General features: G+C 72.1%; 23 protein-coding genes and 1 tRNA gene. 7 read left to right on the top strand and 17 right to left on the bottom strand.

Annotated elements, in window-relative coordinates; genetic code table 11:
• Nucleotides 1-28 precede the first annotated feature (28 nt).
• Nucleotides 29-400 carry a cupin domain-containing protein gene (locus N1031_RS07625; RefSeq protein WP_259479018.1) on the top strand — a complete coding sequence of 124 codons (372 nt, stop codon included), beginning with the start codon at nucleotides 29-31 and terminating at the stop codon, nucleotides 398-400.
• A gap of 20 nt (nucleotides 401-420) precedes the next feature.
• Here the strand turns inward: N1031_RS07625 and N1031_RS07620 are convergent, their stop codons facing one another.
• The 12 genes from N1031_RS07620 to galU all read right to left on the bottom strand — a co-directional run bounded on the left by N1031_RS07620 (nucleotide 421) and on the right by galU (nucleotide 13,025).
• Nucleotides 421-1,131, bottom strand: a complete 711-nt coding sequence (locus N1031_RS07620) for a potassium channel family protein (RefSeq protein WP_259479017.1) — start codon at nucleotides 1,129-1,131, stop codon at nucleotides 421-423.
• A 69-nt stretch (nucleotides 1,132-1,200) separates the two neighbouring features.
• Entirely contained in the window at nucleotides 1,201-3,222 is a 2,022-nt protein-coding gene (locus tag N1031_RS07615; protein ID WP_259479016.1) for a vWA domain-containing protein, read from the bottom strand.
• A complete protein-coding gene (locus N1031_RS07610) occupies nucleotides 3,215-4,597 on the bottom strand; it encodes a magnesium chelatase ATPase subunit I (protein ID WP_259479297.1) in 1,383 nt (460 codons plus the stop codon). Before N1031_RS07610 ends, N1031_RS07615 begins: the two co-directional genes overlap by 8 nt.
• Nucleotides 4,598-4,697: 100 nt before the next feature.
• Nucleotides 4,698-6,737, bottom strand: a complete 2,040-nt coding sequence (locus tag N1031_RS07605) for an amidase (RefSeq protein WP_259479015.1) — start codon at nucleotides 6,735-6,737, stop codon at nucleotides 4,698-4,700.
• A 79-nt stretch (nucleotides 6,738-6,816) separates the two neighbouring features.
• Complete coding sequence (denD, locus tag N1031_RS07600; protein ID WP_259479014.1) at nucleotides 6,817-7,794, bottom strand: D-erythronate dehydrogenase; 978 nt, start codon at nucleotides 7,792-7,794, stop codon at nucleotides 6,817-6,819.
• 36 nt (nucleotides 7,795-7,830) lie between these two features.
• On the bottom strand, nucleotides 7,831-8,415 hold the full coding sequence (locus N1031_RS07595) for a hypothetical protein (RefSeq protein WP_259479013.1): 585 nt from the start codon (nucleotides 8,413-8,415) through the stop codon (nucleotides 7,831-7,833).
• 40 nt (nucleotides 8,416-8,455) lie between these two features.
• Nucleotides 8,456-8,531, bottom strand: a tRNA-Ala gene (locus tag N1031_RS07590).
• A 40-nt stretch (nucleotides 8,532-8,571) separates the two neighbouring features.
• Nucleotides 8,572-9,873, bottom strand: a complete 1,302-nt coding sequence (locus N1031_RS07585; RefSeq protein WP_259479012.1) for an acyltransferase family protein — start codon at nucleotides 9,871-9,873, stop codon at nucleotides 8,572-8,574.
• 27 nt (nucleotides 9,874-9,900) lie between these two features.
• Nucleotides 9,901-10,944, bottom strand: a complete 1,044-nt coding sequence (locus tag N1031_RS07580; RefSeq protein ID WP_259479011.1) for a hypothetical protein — start codon at nucleotides 10,942-10,944, stop codon at nucleotides 9,901-9,903.
• Between the two features lie 55 nt (nucleotides 10,945-10,999).
• Nucleotides 11,000-11,650: a GNAT family N-acetyltransferase gene (locus N1031_RS07575; protein WP_259479010.1), complete on the bottom strand. Its 651-nt coding sequence runs from the start codon at nucleotides 11,648-11,650 to the stop codon at nucleotides 11,000-11,002.
• A 50-nt stretch (nucleotides 11,651-11,700) separates the two neighbouring features.
• Nucleotides 11,701-12,099 carry a hypothetical protein gene (locus tag N1031_RS07570; RefSeq protein ID WP_259479009.1) on the bottom strand — a complete coding sequence of 133 codons (399 nt, stop codon included), beginning with the start codon at nucleotides 12,097-12,099 and terminating at the stop codon, nucleotides 11,701-11,703.
• A gap of 35 nt (nucleotides 12,100-12,134) precedes the next feature.
• Nucleotides 12,135-13,025, bottom strand: coding sequence for a UTP--glucose-1-phosphate uridylyltransferase GalU (galU, locus tag N1031_RS07565; protein ID WP_259479008.1), 891 nt, complete (start codon nucleotides 13,023-13,025; stop codon nucleotides 12,135-12,137).
• Between the two features lie 90 nt (nucleotides 13,026-13,115).
• Between galU and N1031_RS07560 the strand changes: the two genes are divergently transcribed.
• From N1031_RS07560 to mscL, 3 genes are read left to right on the top strand one after another with little or no spacing between them, the layout of a single operon-like run.
• Complete coding sequence (locus N1031_RS07560) at nucleotides 13,116-13,703, top strand: 5-formyltetrahydrofolate cyclo-ligase (RefSeq protein ID WP_259479007.1); 588 nt, start codon at nucleotides 13,116-13,118, stop codon at nucleotides 13,701-13,703.
• An 11-nt stretch (nucleotides 13,704-13,714) separates the two neighbouring features.
• Nucleotides 13,715-14,035, top strand: a complete 321-nt coding sequence (locus tag N1031_RS07555; protein WP_259479006.1) for an FmdB family zinc ribbon protein — start codon at nucleotides 13,715-13,717, stop codon at nucleotides 14,033-14,035.
• 10 nt (nucleotides 14,036-14,045) lie between these two features.
• Complete coding sequence (gene mscL, locus N1031_RS07550) at nucleotides 14,046-14,504, top strand: large conductance mechanosensitive channel protein MscL (RefSeq protein WP_259479005.1); 459 nt, start codon at nucleotides 14,046-14,048, stop codon at nucleotides 14,502-14,504.
• 44 nt (nucleotides 14,505-14,548) lie between these two features.
• On the opposite strand, the gene N1031_RS07545 is transcribed toward mscL, so the two are convergent.
• The 3 genes from N1031_RS07545 to N1031_RS07535 all read right to left on the bottom strand — a co-directional run bounded on the left by N1031_RS07545 (nucleotide 14,549) and on the right by N1031_RS07535 (nucleotide 19,272).
• The gene (locus N1031_RS07545) at nucleotides 14,549-14,776 is read right to left on the bottom strand and encodes a hypothetical protein (RefSeq protein WP_259479004.1); all 228 of its coding nucleotides are present in this window, start codon (nucleotides 14,774-14,776) and stop codon (nucleotides 14,549-14,551) included.
• Between the two features lie 116 nt (nucleotides 14,777-14,892).
• Nucleotides 14,893-18,666, bottom strand: coding sequence for an AAA family ATPase (locus N1031_RS07540; protein ID WP_259479003.1), 3,774 nt, complete (start codon nucleotides 18,664-18,666; stop codon nucleotides 14,893-14,895).
• Between the two features lie 111 nt (nucleotides 18,667-18,777).
• Nucleotides 18,778-19,272 (bottom strand): YbaK/EbsC family protein, encoded by a 495-nt coding sequence (locus tag N1031_RS07535; RefSeq protein ID WP_259479002.1) that lies wholly within the window; start codon nucleotides 19,270-19,272, stop codon nucleotides 18,778-18,780.
• A 122-nt stretch (nucleotides 19,273-19,394) separates the two neighbouring features.
• On the opposite strand from N1031_RS07535, the gene N1031_RS07530 reads away from it, so the two are divergent.
• Nucleotides 19,395-20,492: an LLM class flavin-dependent oxidoreductase gene (locus N1031_RS07530; protein ID WP_259479001.1), complete on the top strand. Its 1,098-nt coding sequence runs from the start codon at nucleotides 19,395-19,397 to the stop codon at nucleotides 20,490-20,492.
• A 156-nt stretch (nucleotides 20,493-20,648) separates the two neighbouring features.
• Here the strand turns inward: N1031_RS07530 and N1031_RS07525 are convergent, their stop codons facing one another.
• Nucleotides 20,649-21,374 (bottom strand): VIT1/CCC1 transporter family protein, encoded by a 726-nt coding sequence (locus tag N1031_RS07525; protein ID WP_259479000.1) that lies wholly within the window; start codon nucleotides 21,372-21,374, stop codon nucleotides 20,649-20,651.
• A 111-nt stretch (nucleotides 21,375-21,485) separates the two neighbouring features.
• Nucleotides 21,486-22,397, bottom strand: coding sequence for a helix-turn-helix domain-containing protein (locus tag N1031_RS07520; RefSeq protein ID WP_259478999.1), 912 nt, complete (start codon nucleotides 22,395-22,397; stop codon nucleotides 21,486-21,488).
• A gap of 91 nt (nucleotides 22,398-22,488) precedes the next feature.
• On the opposite strand from N1031_RS07520, the gene N1031_RS07515 reads away from it, so the two are divergent.
• Both N1031_RS07515 and N1031_RS07510 read left to right on the top strand, forming a co-directional pair.
• On the top strand, nucleotides 22,489-23,448 hold the full coding sequence (locus N1031_RS07515) for a phytanoyl-CoA dioxygenase family protein (RefSeq protein WP_259478998.1): 960 nt from the start codon (nucleotides 22,489-22,491) through the stop codon (nucleotides 23,446-23,448).
• 94 nt (nucleotides 23,449-23,542) lie between these two features.
• Complete coding sequence (locus N1031_RS07510; RefSeq protein WP_259478997.1) at nucleotides 23,543-25,945, top strand: alpha-amylase family protein; 2,403 nt, start codon at nucleotides 23,543-23,545, stop codon at nucleotides 25,943-25,945.
• Nucleotides 25,946-25,954 lie beyond the last annotated feature (9 nt).

Here is a 25,954-nt window from a genome sequence, read left to right as displayed (position 1 = left end):
CGCCGGAAGCTCCCTCGGCTTGCGCCTGGTGCTCGCACTCGAGGAGACCATCGTCATCGCGGGCGCCGACGGCCGAACCCGGGTGATCCCGCCGCGCGGCTCGCTCTGGCTCGCTCCCGGCGAAGCCGTCACGCTCCACTCGTCGAGCGGCACCGCTCACGGCGAAGCGCAGGTGCTGCTGGTCGACGTCACGGCCGCTCTCGGCGACCGCACCCCGCAGCTGGACTTCTCCGGGAACGCCGCCCCCGCGCATCCCTCGGCTCTCGCCACCCTGATCGGGGACTTCCTGCTCGAGCTGCTGGAGAGCGGTCAGGGCGACGAATCGGGGCGTCCCGAACTGCTCGTGAGCTGGATGGTCGAACTGCTCGCCGCTCAGCTTCAGTCGTCCGACGCCGCCTGAGTGATGCCCGCCGTCCGCGCTCAGGCGCCCTTCTTCTCGAGCGTGGCCTGCAGCCGGGCGATCTGCTCGCCGAGCGCCCGCACCTCGCGGCGGGTGGCCGCCCGCTCGTCCTCGTCGCGCTCCGCGACGCGCTCCACGATCCAGGAGGCGATCGTCGCCGTGACCACACCGAGCAGCGCGATGCCCGAGAGCATCAGCCCCACCGCGATGATGCGGCCCTCCGTGGTGACGGGGGTGTAGTCGCCGTAGCCGACCGTGGTGATGGTGACGAACGCCCACCACAGGGCGTCGCCGATGGTCACGATCGTCGCTCCCGGCGCATCCCGCTCGGTGTCGAGCACCGCGAGCGACGCCACGAACACGAGCAGCATCGACGCCCCCACCACGTAGACCACCACCCGGCCGCGGAACGCTGAGCCCGCCGTGCGGTTGAGGATGGTGAGGAGTGTCACCAGGCGCAGCAGCCTCAGCGGGCGCAGCATCGGCAGCACCACGATGAGCAGGTCGAGGATGTGGCGCCAGAACCAGTGCCAGCGCCGCTCGGCCAGCGCCAGGTTGACGAGGTAGTCGACCACGAAGACGAGCCAGGTGATCCAGATGACGGTGTCGAGGGCGCGTTCGGCCGGGCCCTCCAGCTCGCCGATGATCTCCCAGGCGTACGCCACCAGGAACACGAAGGCGATGATGGCCAGCGGCCACTCGGTGAGCTGCTTCCAGCGCGCTTGGGTCATGCGGGAATGCTACCGAGCGCGTGTTTCGGGCTCGGTGCGGACCGGTCGCTCGGACGTGCTCGGACGTGCTTAGAAGTCGAGGCCGGGACGGCGGGAGCCGAGGTAGGAGTCGACGACGGCGGCTCCGAGGTCGTCGAGCTCTGGCGCCACGACGGTGCCGTCGGCCCGGCGGGCCATCGAGTCGATGAAGCGGGCGAGGCCCGGGTCGTCGCCCAGCCGGAAGAAGGTCGTCTGAGCGCCCAGGCGCACCGAGTTGTCGAGCTCGCGCACCGCGTAGGCGATGGTGAGCGGATGCGGCGGGTAGTCGAAGAACACCTCGCCGCTGGACTCGAGATGGCTGGTGGGCTCCCCGTCGGTCACGATCAACAGCACCGGATGCGCGTTCGGGTGCTTGCGGAAGTGGCGATTGGCGAGCAGGAGGGCGTGGTGCAGGTTCGTGCCCTTGTCCCACTTCGCCTCGAGTCCCACCAGCTGGTCGATCTCCATCACCGAGGCCGAGCGGCCGAAGGCGATGAGCTGCAGGTCGTCGCCGCGGAACCGCGTCGAGATGAGCGTGTGCAGCGCGAGGGCCGTGCGCTTCATGGGCACCCAGCGACCGTCCATCGCCATCGAGAACGAGGTGTCGACGAGCAGGGCCACGGCGGCCTGGGTGCGTGCCTCGGTCTCCTGCACCTCGACGTCGGCGATGTTCAGGCGAAGGCCTGCGGATGCGGTGCCCGCGTCGAGCGGGCCGCTCGCGCCCGGCCTCTCGGCAGCTGTGCGGGTGAGGGCGTTCGTGATGGTGCGGGTCACATCCCACGGCTCCGTGTCGCCGAAGGCCCACTCGCGGGTCGAACCCGAGCGCTCTCCCGCCGCGCCCGCCTGTCGCAGGTCTCGCGCACCCTGCCGGCCCGACAGCCGCCGGGCCACATCGCGCAGCAGGGCCTTGCCGAGCTGACGCATCGCCTTCGGTGTGATCCTGAGCCGGCCGTCGGCACCGCGGCGCACCGTACCCGAATCGCGCAACGCCTTCTCGAGGCGCTGCAGGGTGCGCGCATCCGTCACCGCGTCGTCGCCGAGCTGACGGGCCAGCTTGTCGAGGTCGAGGTCGTCGAGACGCGAACCGCCGTACGACTGGGCGAGCTGATCGGTGAGGGCATCGAGGTCGGCGAGGTCTTGAAAGACGCCGGTGCCGTCGCCGAGGCCGACGCCCTCCTGGCCGTCCAGCTGCTCGCCGCCGCTCCAGTCCTCACTCGGGCGGAGGGCCTGCAGGGCGCCGTCGAGCTGGGCGAGCTGCTCCATGAGCTCGGGCGAGCCGAAGGCCTGCTGAGCCAGCGCGTCGAGTTCTCGGCGCTGCTCGGCGGTCATGGAGTTGCGCATCCGCTGGGCTGCAGCCGCGCGGCGGGCGAGCAGGTCGATGAGCTCGTCGACCGTCTCGGGCTGCTCGGGGAAGTGCTCGCCGTGCTCGGCCATGAAACGTTCGAACTGCTCACGGGTGTCGTCGCCGCGCGCGTGGGCGGCGAGGAGGGCGTTGAGATCGGCCATCATGGCGGTGATGGCGGCGCGGTCGTCGTCGGTGGCGTTCTCGAGGGCCTGCTTCATGCCGGCGAAGCGCTGGTCGAGGAGTTCCCGGCCGAGGAGGTCTTTGATGGCCTCGAAGTCGGCACGGGCCTCGGCGCTCTGCCAGCGGTAGCCGTTCAGCTCGCTCACCGCGGCGGCGGGCGAGTCGGGGAGGTTGTCGAGCTGCAGCTGGGCGAGGGCTCGGTCGCCGTCGTCCATCAGGGCATCGCGGGCGAGCTGCTTGCGCTCGGAGAGCACAGCGCGGTCGAGGAGCTTCTTCACCTCCTGGAGGGTGCCGTCGAGGTTGTGTCGCTGGGTGAGCTCGCGGCGGCGCTCGGCCACGCGGCGGGCGAGGTCGTCGAGGCCCGCCTGGTCGCGGCCTCCGCGGCGGAGGAACTCGCGGAGGGCCTGCTCGGCGGAGTAGCCCGCCATCACCTCGGCCCCGATGGCGTCGAGGGCCTCGGAGACGTCGACTGGAGGGGCGAGCGGGTCGGGCCCGTCGACGTAGCGGCCGTAGCGGGAGTCGCGCAGCCGGCGGTTGGCTCTAGCCATAGACCACCTCGCCGCCGCCGGACTCCTTGCTCACCTTGCGCGAGAGATAGAGGCCCTCCAGCGCGAGCTCGATCGCGCCGGCCCGCTCACCGTCGGTGCGGGCGCCGAGGCGCGCGGCGATGTCGTCGTAGAGCTCGGACTCGCCGAGCACGGGCAAGCCGGCGAGAAAGTCGCGGGCCGCCATCTGCTCGCCGGTGGTGACGAGGGCGCCGGCCTCGATCGCGTCGACGAGCAGTGAGAAGTCGATGCCGCGCAGGTGCTCGCGCACCGTCTGGGCGGTGGCGGTGCGCAGCAGGTGGTCGAGCACCTCCTCCTCACGGCCTTCCTCCCCCGACTCGAACTCGATCTTGCCGCCGAGCACCTCGACCGCGGTCTCGAGATCGACCGGGCGGGCCACGGCCTCGGGCTCGCCCTGGCGGGCGGCACGGTGCAGGGCCGCCGCCGCGATGGTCTCCGCACCAGCGATCGAGAAGCGGGCGCTCACGCCGCTGCGCTGGTCGACCGAGGGCGATTCGCGCAGGGCCCGGGTGAAGCGGGCGAGGATCTCGACCAGGTACTCGGGCACCTCGGCCACGAGCTCGGCCTCCTGTCGGATGACTGCGGTCTCGTCGGCGAGCTCGAGCGGGTAGTGGGTGCGGATCTCGGCGCCGAAGCGGTCTTTGAGCGGGGTGATGATGCGGCCGCGGTTCGTGTAGTCCTCGGGGTTGGCGCTGGCCACCACGAGCACGTCGAGGGGCAGGCGCAGCACGTAGCCGCGGATCTGGATGTCGCGCTCCTCCATCACGTTGAGCATCGCCACCTGGATGCGCTCGGCGAGGTCGGGCAGCTCGTTGATGGCGACGATGCCGCGGTGGCTGCGCGGGATGAGGCCGAAGTGGATGGTCTCGGGGTCTCCGAGGCTGCGGCCCTCGGCGACCTTCATCGGGTCGACGTCGCCGATGAGGTCGGCCACGCTGGTGTCGGGCGTGGCGAGTTTCTCGACGTAGCGCTCGTCGCGGCGGCGCCACTCGACTGGCAGGGCGTCGCCGAGCTCGGCGGCGCGGCGGATGCTGACGCTGGTGATGGGGTGGAACGGATGCTCGCCGAGCTCGGAGCCGGCGATGACCGGCGACCACTCATCGAGCAGACCCGCGAGTGTACGCAGCAAACGGGTCTTGCCTTGACCGCGCTCGCCGAGCAGCACGATGTCGTGGCCGGCGATGAGCGCGCGCTCCAGCTGCGGGATGACGGTGCCCTCGAAGCCGTGCAGCCCGGGCCACGGGTCGCGGCCCTCGCGCAGCGCTTGGAGCAGGTTGTCGCGGATCTCGGCCCGCAGGGACTTGTCTTCGTAGCCCGACGCGCGGAGCGCGCCGACCGTGTCGATGTTCGGCTGCATCACCCCAGCCACGCTACTCCCGCCCACCGACACCCCTGTCGCTCCCACCCGAATCCATCACCACCCCACAGCTCCCGCACACTCGTCAGGTGCCCCGCCGTCACGGACTCGGGAGGGGCGTCAGGGTGAGGGTGGCTGCGGTGCGGCTGGTGCGGGTGAGGATGAGGGTCTCGGGGGTGAGGCGGCGACGGGCGAGGGAGACGCGGCCTCGGAAGAGAGTAGGGTCGGCACGGAGGATGTGGCCGTCGGCCCACACCTGCGCGGCGGGTGAGGCGGCGGACACCCGCACCTCCACCTCCCACGACCGCCCGCGTGCCGCGACCTGGACGTCCACCACGGGCGCCGCAGAAGCGAGCGCGTCGCCATCCGGGTTGACACCTCCCGACGCGGGGCGTGCATCCGGGGCCACCGCCCCACCCGCATCCGGTGCCGTCGGGGTGTCGATCTGGTTCGAGGGGAGGGTGGGGGTGAGGAAGGCGGGCTGGCGGCGGTGGGTGGCCTGTTCGTAGGCCCAGGCGCGGTCGAGGAGGGTGTCGTCGCTGTGGGCGGGGCCGGCGAAGGTGAGGCCGACCGGCATCTGGGTGTCGCCCATGAACCCCATCGGCACCGTGACCGTCGGGATGCCGAGGTGCCGGATGACCCGGTTGCCGTTCGAGTACACGACACCGTTGCGCGACGCGGCCTCGAGGCTCTCGGGGCGGGTGAACAGGTCGACCCGTCCCACGTCGCCCGCTGCCGGGAAGGCGACGAGGTCGAGGCGCTCCGCACGCATCCACTCCTCGAAGTCCTCGCGACGGGCCTGCTCGAGGCCCCGCAGCAGATGCGCCAGCCCAGGCACCTCGTCGTAGTGCGCCGGCAGCCCCTGCTTCACGAGCTCGGCCAGGCGCTGCCAGTCGAAGCCGCCGCGGGCGCGGGTGATCCAGACGGGGACGGGGGCGTCGTCGAGCGGGAAGACCGTGTCGCCGTCGACGTCGGCCCAGGTGCTGAGCTCGGGGTCGGCGTTGTCGCGCAGGAACGCATCCAGCGCCATCGCCGTCACGGTGCCGCCCTCGAGCGCGCGGAAATCGGCCGGCACCAGCCCGCGGGCGGCGAGCCCGACGGCACCGGGCCTGTCCTCCTCGTAGTTCGACACGACCGGGAAGTCGACCTCCACCACCTCGGCACCGAGCGCACGCAGGTCATCGGCGGCGCGGTCCCAGAGCGCCCGCACGCTCGGGCGAATCGCGGGCGGGTCGAGCGGCACAGGGTCGTCACCGAGGTAGAGCCGCGGCACCCCGATGCGCACCCCGTCGAGCCGCTCGGGCCGAGGTCGGGCGATCGGATGCGCGAACACCTCTTCGGGCGCCGGCAACTCGACCGCACTCTGCATCCGCCAGATGTCGCCCGAGGTGTCGGGATCGGTGACGGCCAGCACGTCGAGCAGCCGCAGCAGATCCGAGACCGTGCGCGTGTGCGGCACCACCACGTCGCAGGTGGGGCGCAGCGGCCAGTTGCCCCGGATCGACAGCACCCCGCGCGACGGCGTGTACGCCACGAGACTGTTGTTCGACGCGGGCGCGCGCCCCGACGACACGGTCTCCTCGGCCATGCCGAACGCGCACAGGCTCGCCGCCGTGGCGGTGCCCGAACCGTTCGACGAGCCCGACCCCCAGGCCGCCGTCAGGTAGTCGGGGTGGTACGGGCTGCGCGCGTAATCGTAGAGCCCCGGCTGCATGCCGCCGGCGGCCATCGGCGGCATGTTCGTCTTGCCGAGCAGCACGGCACCCGCGGCGCGCAGCTGGGCGACGGATGCCGCGTCGTCGGTCGCGACCAGGCCCGCGAGCGCGGGGCTGCCGGAGGCGACGGTGAGGCCCTTCACCTTGTAGCTGTCCTTGACGGTGAACGGGATGCCCTCGAGCGCCCCGAGCTCCGCCTCGGTGCCGGCCTCGACCGCGCGCCGCCGTCGCTCGTCGCTCGCAGCCGCCTCGGCGAGGCAGTCGGGGTTCAGCACCGCGATGGCGTGCAGGCAGAGTCCGGTGCGGTCGTAGTAGGCGATGCGGTTGAGGTAGGCGCAGGTGAGCTCCACGCTCGTGACCTCACCGCTCGCGAGCGCCTCGAGCAGCTCGGCGATCCCCTTCTCCACCACGTCGAACCGGCTCATCGCATCCGCCCTTCCCTTTGGGACATTCTGCCCGCATCCGCCCGCCCTTCGGGCCGCTGGTGGCCGCTGGGCGGTACGGCTAGCGCTGGGCCAGGTATTCGTGCACGATCTCGTCGAAGTCGGCGGGGGCGCGGAGGCCGAGGGCGGCGGCGCGCGCGGTGGCGAAGCGGGCGGGCCACGAGGTGACGATGGCCTCGACGGCGGGGTCGGGCGCGAGGTCGACGAGGGTGCTGGGGAGCGCGGCGGATGCAGGTCCGGATGCGGCCTTGGATGCGCGGTCGAGGGCGGCGAGCATCGCGCGCGGGGTGGTGGTGAGGGCCGGGATGTTCACGGCGGTCGGGCTGCCCCAGGTGGCGTCGTCGACGGTGGCGGCGACCAGGAGTGCCCGCACAGCGGCGCTCGGCGAGGAGAGCGCCACCTCGGTGTCGAGGTCGACCGGGCAGACGGCGCGTTCGCCCGCGAGCGGCTCGCGGATGATGCCGGAGAGAAACGACGACGCGGCCGCGTTGGGCTTGCCGGGCCTCACGGAGATGGTCATGAGCCGCACGGTGCGGCCACGCAGGAAACCCTTGCGCGTGTAGTCGGCGACGAGCTGCTCGCCGATGAACTTCTGGATGCCGTAGCTCGATTGCGGGCGCGGCAGGGTCTGGTCGTCGACGACGGCGGGCAGACCGAACTCGGGGTCGGTGCCGTAGACCGCGAGCGAGCTCGAGAACACGACGACGGGCGGGACGCCCATGCTCCGGGCCCGCTCGAGCAGGGCCCTTGTGTCGTCGAGGTTGGTGCGCATCCCGAGGTCGAAGTCGGCTTCGGCGGCACCGCTGACGACGCCCGCGAGGTGGAACACGACGTCGACGGCGGGCAGCTGCCCGACCGTGTCGCCCAGCGCCCCGACGATCGGCCGCACCCGCGCATCGGCGGCGACGTCGGGCTGCGGTGCCGCGATGTCGAGGAGGAAGAGCTCGTCGAGCTCGCCGACCACGCCCTCACCCGCCAGCAGCTCGCGCGCCACGAGGGTGCCGATGAACCCCGCTCCTCCGGTGATCGCTGCCTTCATCGTGCTCCTTCGTCGCTCGGGTACCCTTCGATACTCTCACTCGCGCAGCAGTCCCATTTCCACGGCCACCTCACGCAGCGCATCCTCGCCCATCGCCCCGACCGACCACCACGCGTCGCTGAACAGCGCGATGGTCACGGCACCGGCCACCCCCGGCAGCCCCAGCACGAGGGCGGCGCGCGGGATCGGGTCGGGGAACCGGCCGATCATGACCGGCGTCCTCCCGATCGCAACCTCGACCTCCTCCACCCGGAACGACGCGAACGCCGCCACGCCTCCCGCGCGCCAGAACTCGAGCGCACCCTCCCGCACGCACACGACGGGCGAAGCGGGACCGGCCCAGCCGTCCGCATCCACGAGCTGCTGCACCGATCCGCCGCCGTCGGGGAAGACCCTGAAGGCCCGCACGCCGGTGCGCGCACCGATCACGGCCGCCTCCCGCTTGAAGAAGCCGAGGACCACCGCGCCCACGGCCACGAGGATCGCCACCGTCGACAAGATGGACACGAGCACACCGGCGGGTGTGCGTGTGCCGACCTCACCGGCTCCGGCCAGGACGACGACGATCGCCACGATCACGACCAGCACCGCGGCCGGGCCGCCGACGTACTTGAGCGTCATCACCCTCCCCCGAGAGCACGACCATGGAACATGATTCGTTTGGTGGAGCTAAGGGGATTCGAACCCCTGACCTTCTCATTGCGAACGAGACGCGCTACCAACTGCGCCATAGCCCCGCTGACGTCGAAACGACAACCTGAACAGTGTAGAGCCAAATCACCCCGAAGCGCCAATGCGCCCACCCGCGCCGCGTGCGGCCGCCGGGCGGGCGACCGGCCAACGACCGAGGAGGAGCACGGCGGCGCCCAGGGCGAGGCTGCCACCGATCGCGATCGGCAGGTCCATGAAGAACTCCATCACCGCGAACGGCGGCAGGAACGCCAGCACGGTCGCCACTGCCACCACCGCGGTCGGCGGCGTCGGTCCCACCTCCCGTGGCGCCTCCCACCGGCCCACGAGGAACGAGAGGCCGAACAGGGCCGCCATGACGAGCACGAACATCACCGGCCGCGTCCACCACCACGCCGCGCTCGCCGGCGCGGGACTCGCGAACGGGATGAGCAGCGCCACCCCCGAGAGCACCAGGATGACGGGCAAGTGCCAGAGGTAGATCGTCATGAGCCTCGACCCGACGAGGAACACGACGGCTCTGGCCGCGTGCGTCGCCATGAGACGCGCGAGCGCAGGGCGCATCAGCTTCAGGATGCACGCCTGGGCGATCGCGAGCGCCACCAGCGGCAGGGTGGGCGGGTTGAGGTTCGTGAGCATGTCGTCGGAGTAGGGGCCGAGCACGGTCAGCGGCACCAGCGTGAGGTATGCCCCCGCGGCTATGAGCAGCAGCACCCACCAGCGACGGCGGGCGAACCAGCCGTCGGCGTAGAAGAAGCCGAGCTGCTGCACCAGCAGCCAGACGAAGAAGAGGTTGGCGAGGCCGATCGCGTCGATGCCCGTCGAGTACCGCAGCGCATCCACCACCACGGCTCCGGCCAGGAGCACCACGAGCGTCGACCGCGGCGCCCTGCCGTGCCAGCGCACCATCAGCGGCACGAGCGCTTGGCACAGGGTGTACGCGGCGAGGAACCACAGCGGAGACGCCGCCCCCACCGCCGCGAGATCGACCAGCTGCGGGTCGATGCCGATGAGCCGCGCCCCGCCGATCACCACGGCGTAGAACACGAACAGAGGCAACGCAGGCTGCGCGAGCCGCAGCACCCGCGTGCGCACGTAGTCGGCACCGCTCCCGCCGCGCCGCACGAGGCTCCGCCACGCCGTGATCGACGCGAATCCGCCCACCACGAAGAACAGGGGCATGATCTGCCCCGCCCAGGTGACCGGAGCGAACCACCACTGCTCTTCGAGCGGTCTCGACACCGCGACCTGCCCGTCGGGCCCGAATCCGACTCCCACCATGAGCAGGTGGATGAGCACCACCAGCAGCACACAGAACACCCGCGCCAGGTCGAGCGTGAGATCGCGCTTCGACAGGTCGATCGACGCCGTCGTCGAGGTCGCGCTCATCTGCGTGTCAGGCCCGGCCCGTGGAGCTCAGCCGGCGCGGCGGCGGGCGAGGACGGTGTCGAGGTCGAACGAGGGCGCGGTGTCGTCGTCGAGGATTCCCATGGCCGCGAACCGCGACGGCGGCGCGGCGGGCGCGGGCGCGGGCGCTGGCGCCGGCTCCGGGTCGCGCAGCTCGGCGACGGTCTCGTGCTGCACGCGGAGTCGCTCACGCAGCGCGGCCTCTGCCTCGGCAGCGGCACGCAGAAGGTCTTCGTGATGGCCCGCGGCATCGGTCGTCGGCGTGGCTGCAGCCTCGACAGTGGCAGGCTCAGCGGCCGTGAAGGGCTCGTCTGAGGACTCCGACCCGAACGGTGCCATGGAGCCTCGCGAGAGATATGCCGGCCGGGGCATCGACACGGGAACCCAGCCGCTCGGCGCCTCGCCCTGCAGGGAAGCCTCCGTGATGGCCTCGGCACGATCGGCGGTCGCTGCGTGGTCCGCCGCGCCATCGTCCGTCTGCCACCCCGCGTCCGCCGGCGGGACGATGACGAACGTGCCGCTCCGCGCATCCGGAGCGGTCTCGAGAACGTGCGCCCCCGCGAACCCCTCGGGCAACGGCACCCGCAGGCGACGGCCGGCCCTGGCGAGCGTGGCGAGCATCACGACGCAGCCCACCGCCACCACACCCCCGACCGCGATCAGCAACCACGTGCCGTTGGACGCGAGCTGCACCCCTCCCAGCACGGCGACGACCACCGAGAGAGCGAGCACCACCGACGTGACGGCCCGCGAACGACGGATGCGGTCGGCCGCGACGATCGCGGCGGGCACGGCCTGGGCCGCGCGCTCGGCGGCCCGGTGCTTGAGGATGCGCTCCTGCTCGGCGATGCTGCGCGCGTTGGCCTCGACCCGCACCTCCTCGGGCACCTCGGCCGTCTCGGCCAGGATGCGGAGGGTCTGCTGCAGGCGCACGGCGTTGCGCTCGGTGGCGAGGTACTGCCGGCTGCGGAACCAGGAGGGCACGAGGTACACCAGCCAGAGCACGGCGGCGAGCGCGATGATGAAGCCGCCGCTCAGCCAGTCCGTGGTCATGCGTCTACGGTAGGGGCGGGCGAGCCGCCGACCCCCGAAGACGGGGCGCGTGTCGCTACCGCGTGACGGGGATCTGCCGCCTGGCCGCCTCACGGTCTTCGGCGGGCACGACTCCGGCACCCACGGGCACCCGCCCCTCTTGCCAGCGCCGCAGCACCCCCACGGGCAGCTCTTCGCGCACGAGCGCGAAGCAGAAGTGGTCGCGCCAGTCGCCGTTGATGTGGATGTAGCGCCGCCTCAACCCCTCGTAGCGGAAGCCGAGCTTCTCGACCACCCTGAGGCTCGGGCCGTTCTCGGGCCGGATGCAGATCTCGATGCGGTGCAGCCCCACCGAGAAGAAGCAGTAGTCGCTCGCCAGCGCCACGCCCGCGGGAGTGATGCCTTTGCCGGCGAAGCGCTCCGACACCCAGTACCCGATCGAGGCCGAGGCCACCGACCCGTAGCTGATCGACGAGACGTTGAGCTGCCCTGCCAGACGACCCTCGTGCTCCACGATGAACGGCAGGCCGAGGCCCGCCCTGGCGTTGGCCTGCAGCGACCGGATGCTCGCCCGCGTGTCGAAGGCCATCGGGCCCCCGGGGTTGGTGGCTTCCCAGGTGCGCAGCCACGACCTGTTCTCCATCAGCTCGCGCTCGAGCGGCTTCGCGTCGCGCACGCGGATGGGCCGGATGGCGACGGGGCCGTCGGAGAGGGTGGGTACGAACATTGCTCGAACACTACCGCCTCGTGGCCCCGTCGCGCTGCCGGGTGGCCGGGCTACTTCTCGGTGACGACGACCGTGAACTCGAGCGGCTGGATGCCGCCCTGCTCGTTGGTCATGGTGACCTCGGTCTCACCCACGGCGAGCGCCTCGACGCCGGGGTTGAGTTCGGCGCTGCCGCCGGTCTGCCCCTGCACGAAGCGGGCGACGGCGGTGTCGGCGACCTCGCCGGTGTAGCTGTCGGTGGCGAGGTCGCCGGTGTTGATGTTGAGCACCTGACCCACGATGAGGTCGACGGTCGCCCCCTGGAGGTCGTTCGCCTCCATGGTGACCGGAGTGATGACGTCTCCACCGATCGGGGTCTCCGAGGTGTTCGACGGGGTGGAGCTGCAGGCGCTGAGGACCACCACGAGGGCGGCGGCGGCGACGACGGGAAGAAGCTTCGGGAGTCTCATACCGTCAGTATTCCAGTGGCGGCATGCGCCCCGGGTCACAATCCGGCGACGAAGTCCTTCAGCCACGGACGGAGCGACGGACCCAGGTCGGAGCGGTCGCTGGCCAGCTGCAGGATCGCCTTGATGTAGTCGAGCTTGTCACCGGTGTCGTAGCGCCGGCCGCGGAACACCACGCCGTAGACGCCGCCCGCGATCGAGTCGTCGTCGGCGAGCGTGAGCAGCGCATCCGTCAGCTGGATCTCGCCGCCCTTGCCGGGAGGGGTGTTCTCGAGGATCTCGAACACCTCGGGCATGAGCACGTAGCGGCCGATGACGGCGAGGTTCGACGGGGCGGTGCCGGCGTCGGGCTTCTCGACGAGCCCGGTGACCTTCACCACGTCGTCTTCGTCGGTGGCCTCGACCGAGGCGACGCCGTAGAGGTGGGTCATCGACTCGGGCACCTCCATCAGCGCGATGACGGTGGCGGTGCGCGACTGCTGCACCTCGAGCATGCGCTTGAGCAGCGGGTCGCGGGAGTCGATGATGTCGTCGCCGAGCAGCACGGCGAAGGGTTCGTGGCCGACGTGCATCTTCGAGCGCAGCACCGCGTGGCCGAGGCCCAGCGGGTCGCCCTGGCGCACGTAGTGCATCTCGGCGAGCGCGGTCGACTCGTTGACGACCCGCAGCATGTCGCCCTTGCCCTTCTGCTCGAGCGTCGACTCCAGTTCGTACACCCGGTCGAAGTGGTTCTCGATGGCGGCTTTGTTGCGGCCGGTCACGACGAGAACGTCTTGCAGGCCGGCATCCACCGCCTCTTCTACCACGTACTGGATCGCCGGCTTGTCGACGACAGGCAGCATCTCCTTGGGCATGGCCTTCGTGGCAGGCAGGAAGCGTGTGCCGAGACCCGCGGCAGGAATGACGGCTTTGGTCAGTTGTGTCCCCATTCCATACACAGTAGCCAGATTCGCGGGCCGACGACGACCAGGCTCCGGCGTGAAACACTCCCGCAATCTCGGTCGACCTACAATGTCGGCATGGCAGCAGACGTCTCGTACGACAAGCGGGCGCTGCGCGCCGAACTCCGCGAGCGGCGACGCACCCGCCCCGCGCACGTGGTCGACACCGCGAACGAGGGCATCACGAAGCACCTCATCGAGCTGGCGACGCAGACGGATGCGCGCACCATCTCCTGCTACCTCTCCACCTCCTTCGAGCCGAACACCCGCCCCTTCCTCAACTGGGCACTCGCCGACGGGCGGAGGGTGCTGCTGCCCATCGCCCGCCAGGACGGCCTGCTCGACTGGGCGGAGGGCGACGGTGAGACCGAGACCGAGGGGCTCTACGGACTGCCGGAGCCCGTCGGCGGCATCCTCGGCCCGATCGCCATCAACGACGCCGACCTCATCATCATCCCGGCCTCGGCCGTCGACGAGCGGGGCACGCGGATGGGCTGGGGGCGGGGGTACTTCGACCGCACGCTGGGCTCGATGGAGAAGTGCCCGCCCGTGTACGCGGTGGTGTTCGACGACGAGGTGCTGCCCGAGGTGCCGCGCGAGGTGCACGACGCCCTGGTCGACGGTGCGGTCACGCCCACGCGCATCCTGCACTTCGGCCGGCGGTAGAATCTCTCCTCGTGCCCACCTACTCCTACCGCTGCACCGAGTGCGGCAACGCGTTCGACATCCAGCAGTCCTTCACCGACGACTCGCTCACCGAGTGCCCGTCGTGCGGTGGCGTGCTGCGCAAGGTGTTCAGCCCGGTGGGCGTGACGTTCAACGGCTCGGGGTTCTACCGCACCGACTCGCGGTCGAAGCCGGGCGGCGGCAGCTCGTCGGGCTCCTCGTCGTCGGGCGACTCCGGCGGCTCGGGCGGCTCGTCGTCGGCTGGTTCGAGCAGCTCGTCCCCCGCGCCCGCCTCGGCGCCGTCCTCCTCGTCGTCGGGGGCCACCCCCTAGGCTTGTTCGCATGCTGAAGGGATTCAAGGAGTTCATCCTCCGCGGAAACGTCATCGACCTCGCTGTCGCGGTGGTCATCGGCGCCGCGTTCACCGCCGTCGTCAACTCGATCGTCAACAGCGTGTTCAACCCGCTGATCGGCGCCATCTTCAAGGCCGACAGCCTCGACAACGCGGCCACCGTGGTGATCGGCGACGCCGAGATCAAGTTCGGGGCGGTGCTCGGGGCGCTCATACAGTTCCTGCTGGTGGCCGTGGTGGTCTACTTCGTGTTCGTACTGCCGATCAACCACCTCAAGAAGGCCGCGTTCTCGCTCAAGAAGACGCCCGCCGAGTCGATCGAGGAGGAGAAGGAGGAGCTGCCTCCCACCGAGACCGAGCTGCTCATCCAGATCCGCGACCTGCTCGCCGATCAGCGTGCCGAGGCCGCCGGCGAGCCACCCGCGTCGGACCACGTTCCGAAGCACTGAGTTCCGGGCCGCGTGCCCTCAGTCCGCCGTCTCGACGTGCCGCCTCACCAGTGGGGCGGCACGTCGCGTTTCAGGCGCTCGTCGTTCTCGCTGGGGCGCCCCGCTGCGCCCGAGGCTCCGGATGCGCGGGGCCGCCCGGCCGCGCCGCCCCAGGCAGCGTCCGTGTCCTCCGTCGCGCGCACGGGTGAGCCCTCCCCGGCCTGAGGGGTGGGGTCGCTGCCCGGCACCGCATCCGTCGACACCCGCCGCCGCCCGCTCTTCCGCACATCCACCCCGCCACCCTAACCCGCCCCGCGCCGCGCGCAACGCCTCGCCCAATGCACCAGATGGGTGGGCGTGGAAGACGACGCTCGGGCGCGCGACGACGCGGCGCGGGCCCACGACCCCGTCAGATGGAGATGGGGGCGGTCTCGACGAGGGAGAGGTTGGTCTCGCGCACGCCGATGACGCCGGCGATGCGGGTGGCGACGGCCTCCGGGTTGGCGAAGAGCTCGAACGAGTGCACCCGCAGGTAGTGCCAGCCGAGGCGGCGCAGCATGTCGGGGCGCAGCCGCAGCGACTCGCGGAGCGAGGTGGAGTGCACCACCGCATCCGTCTCGATGGCGATGGCGCGGCCGTCGTGCGAGGCCACCAGCGTGAGCTTGCCGCGGTGCTCGAAGGCCACCTCGAGTCCGCGAGCACCGAGGCGGCGCGCGAGGTCGATGAGCAGCGCGTCGCCGGGCGATGAGAAGGTGTCGGGCGTTGGACCCGCCTCGGCTTCCTGGAGGATCTGGCGGAGGGCGACCACACCGAAGTTCATGCGGTCCTCATCGATGTCGGCCGGTGTGAAGCAGCTCACGATGTCCATCGAGCGGCGAGCCCGCGTCATGCCCACCGCGAGCAGTCGCTCGCCCCCCGGCTTCGCGAGGCCACCGAGGTTGGTGAGCACACGCCCGTGCGCGGTCTTGCCGTAGCCGACCGAGAAGATGACGCGATCGCGGCTCTGCGCCACCGACTGCTCGAGGGTGGCCACCATGAACGGCTCGGCGCGCTCCTTGAGGATGAAGTCGGCGAGGTCGCTGCGCTTGGCGAACGCGGCGAGCACCGCCTGCTGCACCCGCACCGCGTGGCGGGGGGATGCGGTGATCACCATGAGCGACTCGCGCGGGTAGTGGATGGCGTGGTCGAGCACGAGCGCCACCACCTCGTCGACCTCGGCGTCGACGCTCTCCACCGCTCCGGTCTCCGAATCGGGCATGCCACCGCGGCCCTCGACGTAGTGCAGCGCCAGGCTGCCGTGGCCGAGGAAGGTGCCGGCCCAGGGCAGGGAGTCGATCTTGCCGCCGTAGAAGCGGTGGTTGACCAGCTCGGCGAGGTCTTCGCCGCCCGCGCGGTAGCTGCGGGTGAGCGAGAGCGTGGGCACGAGGTCGGCGAGGCGGGCGAGTGCCGAACCGCCGTGCAGCTCGTCGACCTCGAGGGCCTCCGCGCCGGGGCGGGCGCGCTGCTCGTCGACGGGGTGGATGCCGATGTCGAAACGCGATGGGGTCTGCGTGACGGGGTCGCCGAAGGCCACCACCTGGCGGCCCCTGCGGATGGCGCCCACGTTCTCGGCGAGCGTGGTGGCACCGGCGTCGACCAGCACGACGGCGTCGAAGGTGATGGCGTCGGTGATCTGCGGCACCTCGTAGGGCGAGGCGAGCCACACCGGGGCGAGCACCTTGCCGAGGTGCGGGGCCGCCTCGTGCAGGGTGAACGAGCTCACCGCATCCGATCGCAGCAGCGTCTTGAGCGCGGTCGCCTCTTCGGGGTGGTCGAGGATGCCGACGCTCCAGGTGTCGGCGAGCTGCCAGGCGAGCAGCTGTCCGTTCATCGACGCGTGGGCCTCGTCGACGAGCCTGAAGTCGCCCTCGAGGCGGTCGAGCACGCCGGTGTTGGCACCGAGCAGCGCGCGATCGTCGGCCAGCATGAGCTCGAGCACCGACTGCCACCAGGCGAGCTCGAGCTCGTCGGCCACGGCAGCCTCGGGCACGTGGCGGTTCGAGAGGTCGACCAGCAGCGGGTCGAGCGCGTGCTCGCGCAGCGAGTCGAGCAGGGCGGTGCGCTCCTGCAGGTTTGCGAGCACCTCGGAGTCGGCGGCGAGGCCCTCGAGCATCTGCTCGAGCTCCTCCACCGGGAGGGTCGCGAGCTGCTTCGAGGTGCCCACGAGACCGAGGGGCAGGTCGAGCAGGGCGAGGTCTTCGGTGACGCGCTGGAACGCGATCTGCACCTCGTTGATGCCGACCGGGATCTCCGGCGGGATGCCCGCGGCGGCGTAGCGGTACCAGAGGGTGCGCTGCTGCTGGATCCGGCGGAGCGCCTCGTTGATGTCGCCGATGTGCACCCCGGGGCGCACGTACTCCTTCGCCAGGGCCTTGAGCCGGCGTCGCGAGGTCGACGACATCTGCGGCGAGTCTCGGCGGGGCGAGGTGGCGGCGATGAGGTCGGTGAGCGAGCGGTCGAACACGACGGGGAGGAACTTGTCGAGCGTCTCGCGCAGGTCGGCGAGCAGCCGCAGGTAGGTGCCGAGCTCGGTGAGTGTGGAGAACGGCCGCATGCGGGTCTGGCCGATGAGCTCGTACGCGCCTTCGAGGAGGCCGGGCAGCTCGACCGAGTGCAGGCGCTTCGCGAGGCGGTGGGTGCGCTGGGCGTCGTCGCTCGACGAGAACTGGGCGCCGTACCAGGGCGAGTCGTCGGGCCCGTAGCGGAACTGGCCGAGCTCGGCGGCGCGGCTCATGGTCTTGGCGGCCTTGGCTCGGCCCGAGGCCAGCGACTCGAGCGCGGGCCGGTCGAGCCGGGCCGTGGTCGACGGCGGGCTGGGCAGCAGGGCGAGCCGGGCGAGCTCGCGCAGGGCGTCGAGCACCGAGACCTTGAGCGTGGGGTCGACCCGCGACATCGAGGTGCGGTAGTCGAGCAGCACGCTGCGCAGGCGCACCAGGGCCTCGTCGACGTCGGCCACCTGGGGCTGCGCGGCCTTCTCGTTGCGGCCGATCGACTGGATGAGGTCGCGGCGGAGCGTGCGCGGCGACACCGCGACGCCCGGCAGGCCCACGTCGGAGAGCCTGCGGTCGATGCCGCTCAGGCTGAGACGGCGGGGGCTCACCACGAGCACCCGCTTGTTCTGGGCGACGAGGGCGCCGATGGCGTTCACGATGGTCTGGGTGCCGCCGGTGCCTGGCAGGGTCTTCACCACGAGCGAGTTGCCGCCCGAGATCTGGGCGATCACGTTCTCCTGCTCGCCGTCGGCGTCGAGCAGCAGGGTGTCGGTGCCGGGCGCTCGCTTGTCTTGCGGCGAGGGGTCGACGGGGTGGTACCCGTCTTGCACGGCGCGGCGGGAGGTGAGGTTGCCCGCGAGGGCGTCGAGCACGGGATGCGCGAGGTCGGCCGCATCCTGAACCATCGCCCGCGACACGTCGGCGAAGGTCGACACCACGAGGCGCGGCTGCACCTGGAACCACGGCAGGTGCGAGGTGAGGCTGCGCAACCGGTCGATGACGGGTTGCGGCTTGAACACGCCGCCCTGGGCCGCGAGCGCGATGAGCGCCTGCTGGTCGACGGTGATGCCGAACTGGCGCTGCAGCTCGGCCACGAGCACGGGGTTCACGAAGGGCAGCCCGCGCAGCTTCAGCTCGAAGTCGCGGCCGTAGCGGCGCACCGAGATGGGGCGCAGCAGCACGGGCGCGCGGAACTGCTCGTCGATGCCGTCGGTGGTCACCCGCCACTCGGCGAGGCCGATCGCCAGGCGCACCGAGTCGATGCCGCGCACCGACCGCAGCTCGACGCCCTTGTCGGTGATGGCGCCTGCGGCGAGGCGGGCGCCGCGCAGGGCGAGCTCGTCGCGGATGAGGCTCGAGAGCAGGGTGGCGTTGCCCGTGATGAACTGCGCCAGGCCGCCGGGGTGGGTGGTGCTCAGCTCGATGCGCGACCGCGGGGAGTCGTCGAAGTGCAGCAGCGGAGACTCGCCGCCGAGGGTCGCGAGCTCGTCGCGCCAGCGCTCGCGGGCCGGTTCGACCAGACTCTCGGTGCTGTAGACCTGGCCGAGCGGAGAGCCGTCGGCGGGCTGCCCGGTGCGGCCCCAGGCCGCCTCGGCGGAGTCGGCCGCAGACGTCTGCTCGTCTGTCTCTCGTTTCTTATCGGCACGCCACACACCGCTACCGTACGGGCGACACGCCGTTTTGCGCGGAATTGCGCGCGAGTTTCGCGAAGTCGCGCCGCTCGGCGACGCGATGCGGCGTCAGCCGGGCGGTGCTGCGACGGGTCAGCCTGGTGGTGGAACCACCTCGCGCGGTGTGCCGCCGGTGACCCGCACCAGTTCGTCGAACGAGGTGGGGTAGACGGTGTGGGCGTGGCCGGCGGCGGCCCAGAGCTGCGGATGCGCGGCGAGCGCCACGTCGACGACGGTGCGGAGCGGCGCCGGGTGCCCGAGCGGTGCCACCCCGCCGATGACCTGGCCCGTGGCCTCTTTCACGACGGCGGCGGGGGCACGCGTGATGGTGCCGCCGAGCTCGGAGCCGAGCCAGTCGGTGTCGACGCGGTGGGCGCCGCTGGTGAGCACGAGCAGCGGCTCGCCGTCGAGCAGGAAGACGAGGGAGTTGGCGATCGCGCCCACCTCCACGCCGAGCGCGGCGGCGGCGAGGGCTGCGGTGGATGCGGCGTCGTCGAGCCAGACCACGTTCTCGGCCGCCGTGTGCGCGCCCGACGCGCGCAGCGCATCCTGAACCCGGTGCACCGCGGGGTGCTCACGATCGACCATGCCCCGACCCTATCGCCACGCCGGCGCGCATCCGGAGCCCTCAGCGCGCCGAGGGGCGCCAGGCGTGGCGACACGCGTGCGGATGGAATAATCGACGCCGCCCGGCGGCTGAGGAGAGGGTCATGACGCAGCTCTCGGTTCTCGATCTCATCCCCGTCCGCACCCGGCAGAGCTCGGGCGACGCCATCGCGGCGAGTCTGGCGCTCGTGCGCACCGCCGAGCGGCTCGGGTTCACGCGCTACTGGGTGGCGGAGCACCACAACATGCCGGCCGTGGCGTCGACCTCGCCCGCCACGCTCATCGCGCACTTCGCGGCGCAGACCTCGCGCATCCGTCTCGGGTCGGGCGGGGTGATGCTGCCGAATCACGCGCCGCTCTCGATCGCCGAGCAGTTCGCGCTGCTCGAGGCGATGCATCCGGGGCGCATCGACCTCGGGCTCGGGCGCGCGCCCGGGTCCGATCCCGTGACCGCGTACATGCTGCGCGGGCAGCGCAACCCCACCGATCCCGACCCGGCGGCGAACTTCCCCACCGACGTCGAGACCGTGGCAGCGCTGATCGGGGCCGACCGGGCGGCCGACGAGGTGCCGTTCGGGGCGGATGCGCAGCCCGGCGTGGCGCTCAACGTGCGGGCGCGCTCGTACGAACTGAAGTCGACGCCGTTCCTCACGAGCGCGCCGTCGCTGTGGCTGCTCGGGTCGAGCACCTACAGCGCGTCGCTCGCCGCGAAGCTGGGGCTGCCGTTCGTGTTCGCGAACCACTTCGGGCAGTCGGGCATCGACGAGGCGCTCGCCGTGTACCGCGGGTCGTTCGAGCCGTCGGCGGCGCTCGCCGAGCCGCGCACCTTCCTCACGCTCAACGTGTCGGTCGCGCCGACCGCCGAAGAGGCGCGCGAGGTGGCGCTGCCGCAGCTCATCACGATGGCGCGGCTGCGCACGGGTGGGGCGCTCGCGGCGCAGCTCACGGTGGAGGAGGCGGTGGCGACGCCGCTCACCGCGGTGGAGCAGGATGCGGTGCTCGAGCAGGAGCGCCGCTGGCTGATCGGCACGGCGGACGACGTCGCGTCGCGCATCCGGTCGGCCGCGGAGCGCTACGGGGTCGACGAGGTGATGCTGTCGCCGATCGGCGGCGGCCGCGACGCGGATGCGCTGACGGCGAGCCCGGCCCGGGAGCGCACGCTCGAGCTCGTCGCCGCCGAGTTCCCCGAGCTCGCCGCCTGACGCCGCACAGTGCGCCGCCGCGGTCAGCCACACTCCGCGTCGAGCCCTTCGCGGGCGTGTTCGCGTGCGTTGAGATGAACCTCGCGGGGTAGAGCCGCCTCTGAGGGCTGTTGGGCGTGACGTTCGTCTCAGCGAACGGCGGAAGCCACGGGCGCGTCAGACGGCGCCGGTGGTGCCGAGGAGGGAGCCGATGGCGAAGGTGACCGCGAGGGCGAGCGCCCCGCCGACGACGACGCGGAGGGTGGCGCGGCCGATGCGGGCGCCGCCGATCCACGCGCTGACGGAGCCGGTGAGCACGAGGGCGACGAGCACCACGGCGAAGGTCGCGATCACGCGGATTCCCGGCGGGAACAGCAGAATCGCCAGGAACGGCAGCAGCGCCCCGAGCGTGAAGGCCGCCGCCGAGGCGAACGCCGCCTGCCACGGGCTCGGCAGGTCGCGCTCGTCGATGTTGAGCTCGGCCGCGAGGTGGGCGGCGAGTGCGTCGTGCGCGGTGAGCTCGCGGGCCACGGTGAGCGCCGTCTCGGGGCTGAGACCGCGTTGCTCGTAGAGGCCGGCGAGCTCGGCGAGCTCCTCTTCGGGCATGGCTCGCAGCTCGCGCTTCTCTTTCGCGATGAGCGACTTCTGACTGTCGGACTGGCTGCTCACCGAGACGTACTCGCCGAGCGCCATCGAGATCGCGCCACCCACGAGCCCCGCCACCCCGGCCGCGAGGATGGGGGCCGTCGCATCGGTTGCGCCGGCGACACCCACGACGATCGCGGCCACCGACACGATGCCGTCGTTCGCGCCGAGCACGCCCGCCCGCAGCCAGTTCAGCCGTGATGCGAGGCCCTCGACGTGCGGCTCGTCGAGGTGACCGGATGCGCGCGGCTGGCTCATGCGACCAGTACAGCACACCCGGCACGTGCGCCGCGGGCAGCGCCACGGGCAGCGCCGCGGGCAGTGCGGGTCAGGCCGACGGGGTCGCCGTGGTGCGCGGCGAGTACGGGCCTACAGGGTCGTGGAAGTGGGGAGATGCGCGGCGCGCCAGCGCTGGGGCGAGGTGCCGGCGAGGCGGCGGAAGGTGTCGTGGTAGGCGCTGGAGGAGTGGAAGCCCGCGCGGCTGCCCACCTCGGCCGCCGGCAGGTCGGTGGTCACGAGCAGACGCTGGGCCTCGGCGGTGCGCAGCTGGGCGAGGTACTCGCCGATCGTCGATCCGAACACCTCTTTGAACGCCCTGGCCGCCCGGTTCGGATGCAGGTGCACCACCTCGGCCACCTGCTCCATCCGCACCCGGCGACCCGAGTTCTCCACCAGGAACGCCGCCATGCGTGCGGCGCGCCCCACCTCGCGCGACGACCTGGCCGACACGATCGCCGACTCCGCCCAGGTTCCCGACGCCGACCGGCACAGCAACGCCTCGATCTCGAGCGCCGCGGCACGCCGCGCCAGGGCGTCGCCGCCCGCGAGCTCCCGCGCCCACCCCGCGATGCGCACCTGCCCCGCGAGCGTCGGCGGCGGGCCCGACCCCGCACCCGGAGGCCCCACGAGCACCCCACCCGCACGCCCCGGCGCACCCCCCACCGCATCCGGACTCCCCACGAGTACCTCGCCCTCGAGCAGGCGCCGCTTCACGAGCTCGGGAACTCCCCACGACATGAACACCGCCAACGGCACCGTCACCCACGCCAGCGGCGCCCCCTCCCCCGCGTGCACGAGCCTGTGCGGCCGGGCCCCCCAGAACGCGCAAGGCGAACCGGCGGGCAGCGTGCTCATCCGCCCGCCCGTGCTGTAGACCAGCTCGCCCGCGCTGAGGTTGATCTCGATGTCGTTGTGCGCGTGCGGCACCGCCATGAGCTGCGGGATGCCCGCCCAGGCCGCCAGCCCGAAGCTCGCCCGGGCGGTGGCCGGCTCACCCCACACGGGTGGATTCCCGGAATCGTACGCCCGAAAGCGCGAATCGTGCCGCCGGCACGGCGCCTAGCGTCGGGGCAACGACACGGAAGGATCCACCATGAGCAGCACCACCGCATCCGTCGCCCGCCCCGGCACCGGGCTGCGCGACTACCACCTCACCGACGAGGAGGTGCGCCGCTTCGACGAGGAGGGCTACCTCATCCTGCGCCGCCGCGTCACCGGCGCCTTGCTCGAGCGGCTGCAGCGAGCATCCGAGCGCTGGATCGCCGACGGGCACGCGCTCGAGAACGAGAGCGACGGAGACGGCGACTACAACTTCGCCACGAGGCCGTCGGGGCGCGTGCTCTTCCGCATCAACTACGTGCACAACAAGGGTGAGGCGGCGTCGCTGGAACTGCTCGGGAGCCCCGAGATCCTCGGCATCGCGGAGAGTCTGGCCGGCCCCGACTTCGTGCCCACCTACGAGTCGCTCGTGTTCAAGAACACCGGCGACGGGGCGCCGATCGACTGGCACCAGGATGCGGTGCACCCGCGCACGAACCGCATCTTCAACATCGACGTGTACCTCGACGACAGCCGCAAGGGCGCGGGCTCGCTGCGGGTGGCACCCGGCTCGCAGAAGCAGGTGGTGGACGTGTGCCAGCTGCAGGAGGAATACGGCTGGGACGCGCCCGGCGTGGTGCAGACCGAGCTCGAGCCCGGCGACGTGCTCGTGCACGACGTGATGGTGGTGCACGGCTCGGAGGCGACGCTGGCGAACAAGCTGCGGCGCACGATCTACTACGAGTTCCGGGCGGCGTCGCAGATTCTGGCGGAGGGACCGTGGGATGCGGAGTTCATCGACCAGAGGCTGCGCCTGGTGGGGCTCGGGCTCGAGGAGTGGCGGGCGCAGAATCCGGATGCGCGGGGCTTCGAGTGGAACGTGGGCGAGGGCCTGCGGCCGGTCGCCTCGGGCGATCGCGAGGAGGAGTTGCGGGTGGCGCACGGCGTGCACAGCCCGGGGTCGTACTGCAGCGCGGGCAGCGTGGCGACGCGGCCGAACGGGCGGCCCGTCTAGGTCGCGATGGTGCCGCCGGATGCGCGGTGTGGTTGACGTCGATGGAGCCACGCTTTAGATTGTAAACCGGTTTACGAGCAATGAGGCGAGGGACATGGGGATGATCGAGGTCGCGACGGCGCACGGGGTGTTCACGGTGGATCCGGAGACGGGGCGAGCGGCGCTCCGGCCGGCGTCCGGTGACGAGGCGCCGATCTGGACGGGCACGATCCTCCCATCGCTCCACCTCCAGAGCGACCGGGGCCCGCTGGTGCGCCACGCGACCGCGACCGTGGCGCGGCGCGGCGAGGGCTCGGCCCACCTCGAGCTCTCCTTCGGCGACGCGGGCTCCGGTTCGGCGGTGCTGCGCTTCGGCTCAGCACCGGCCGGTGGCGCCGTGGGCCTTTCGGCCGGCGTCACGCCGGCCCCCGACACCACCACCGCGGTGGAGGGTGGGGTGGTCGACGGGGTGACGGGTGCCACCGAGGGCGCCGGGCCAGTAGAGGCCGGGGTGGTGGAGGCCGGGGTAACGGACGCCGCGGTGGTCGAGCTCGCCGAGCTGCGCATCGCGCTCGCGCCCGGGCTCGCGCTGCGCGACCTGTTCTTCGGGCTGAGCGCGCTCGACGACGCGGAGCGGCAGGGCGTGCCCGACCCCGACTACCCCGAGTGGCCCGACTGGCAGGCCGGCGCCTTCTGCGTGCCCGGCATCCGCCCCGCCCCCGCCACGGCGATCGCCCGCCGCTGGGATCTCGGCCAGGCCACCGTCGCCCTCGGCCAGTTCGGCCCCGCGCTCGGCGCCCCCTACGCGGCGGCCTTCCCTCGCCCGGTGTGGAGCGCCGGATTCGGCGACGACCGCGGCTGGCTCGTGGCCGGCCCGGGCGAGGTGCCGGATGCGGCGCTCACCCTCGATGTGCGCTCCACCTCCGGCGCCCTCCGCTGGCGCTACCGCGACGACCTCTGGGGCCCGCCCGCGCATCCGCGCACCTGGGCCGCGCCCCTACGGCTCACCTGGGGCCCGAACCCGGTGGACGCTTTCGCCCGCTTCTTCGCCACCTTCCCCGCCCGTCCCGAGCCGGCCCGGCCCGCGGGCGGCCTCTCGGCCATCAACACCTGGGGCGACTTCCGGCGCGGCGACTTCGACGTGCTCGCCACCGCGGCGACGGCGGCGGAACTCGGCGCGCAGGCGGTCGTGATCGACGACGGCTGGGAGAGCTTCGAGTCGTCGGGGCACGCCTCGAGCGACAACATCCCCGACCTCGACGCCGTGCGCGAGGGCGTGCACGCGGCCGGTCTCGAGATCGGCTTCTGGCAATCGGTCGGCTGGGTGCCCGACCCGGCGGGCATCGGCCTGAGTGACGACGACGTGCTCGCCGGCCGCGACGGCTCCCCCGCCCTCGGCAACTGGGGCATGGACCCGCGCGACCCGGTGCGCCACCACGTGCTCGACCCGAGCAGCCCGCGCGCCCGCGCCTATCTCGCCGACCGCATCCAGCGCATCGTGCGCGACCACCGGCCCGCTCTGCTGAAGCTCGACTTCGGCTACGGACTCCCCGGTCCCGACCAGGCCGCGCCCCGCGACCCCGAGTACCGCGGCGAGCGGATGGGCCACGCCCTCTACCGCATCGCGGCGGATGCGGCACGTGCGGCCGATCCGCACGTCGCGATCCAGCTCTACGGCATCCACCCGCTGCACACCGATGTCGCCGACGTGGTGGCGCTCGACGACATGGGCGACCACGGCGCGCATGACGAGGGACTCGGCCACCGCCGCTGGAGCGTGTGGGCGGCACTCGCCGGGCCGCGCGGCGTGGGCCTCAGCGGGTCGAGCGGATACTCCTGGGAGCAGGACCGCGACAGCGTGCTGGACTCCTTCGTGCTGGGCGGCGCGGGCATCGTGCTGCCGCTGCGCGATCCCGCGCATCCGCCCACCGAGCGCCAGTTGGCGCTGCGACGCGCCTCCTTCCGGTGGAGCCGGCCGACGGCGGCCTGGCATCCGCTCTTCCTCGACGGCCCGCTCGGCGCTCCCGAGGAGCAGCCGGAGGCCGGCACCTGGGCCCGGGTGGAGGACGGCGTGATCACCGCCGTCTGCCTGCGCTCCGCGCATCCGCACCTCGACGGGCACTCCCCCGACGGCACCACCGGCTTAGGCCTCGCCGACCTGCACCTGGCCGAGGCGCTGCAGGGCTGGGAGTTCGAGGGCGACTGGGCGGTGGTGGCGCTCGGCGCCCCTGGCGACGGCGGAGTCGGGCGCGCGCCCGTGGCCGTGATACCCGCCACCCCCGGCCGCATCTCGCTACCGGGGCGGGCGGATGCGTGCCAGACGCGGTGGGATGCGGAGGTCGGCACCGGCACCGACGGCCAGGCACCTGGGGCAGGCGCACCCGACGGCACCCTGCCCAGCAGCGGCGGCCGACGCGGCGAGGGCGCTGCCGGCGCCACCACCTCCGACGGCCCCCTCACGCTCGTGGCCGACGAGGCCGCGCTCGACGCCGGCCTGCAGGGCTGGACCCTCTACTGAACCGGTTTC

Source organism: Herbiconiux moechotypicola (assembly GCF_024979255.1).
Classification (GTDB): domain Bacteria; phylum Actinomycetota; class Actinomycetes; order Actinomycetales; family Microbacteriaceae; genus Herbiconiux; species Herbiconiux moechotypicola.
The sequence above is the reverse complement of the archived record's forward strand: the minus strand, read 5'-3'. Positions and strand labels throughout refer to the sequence as shown.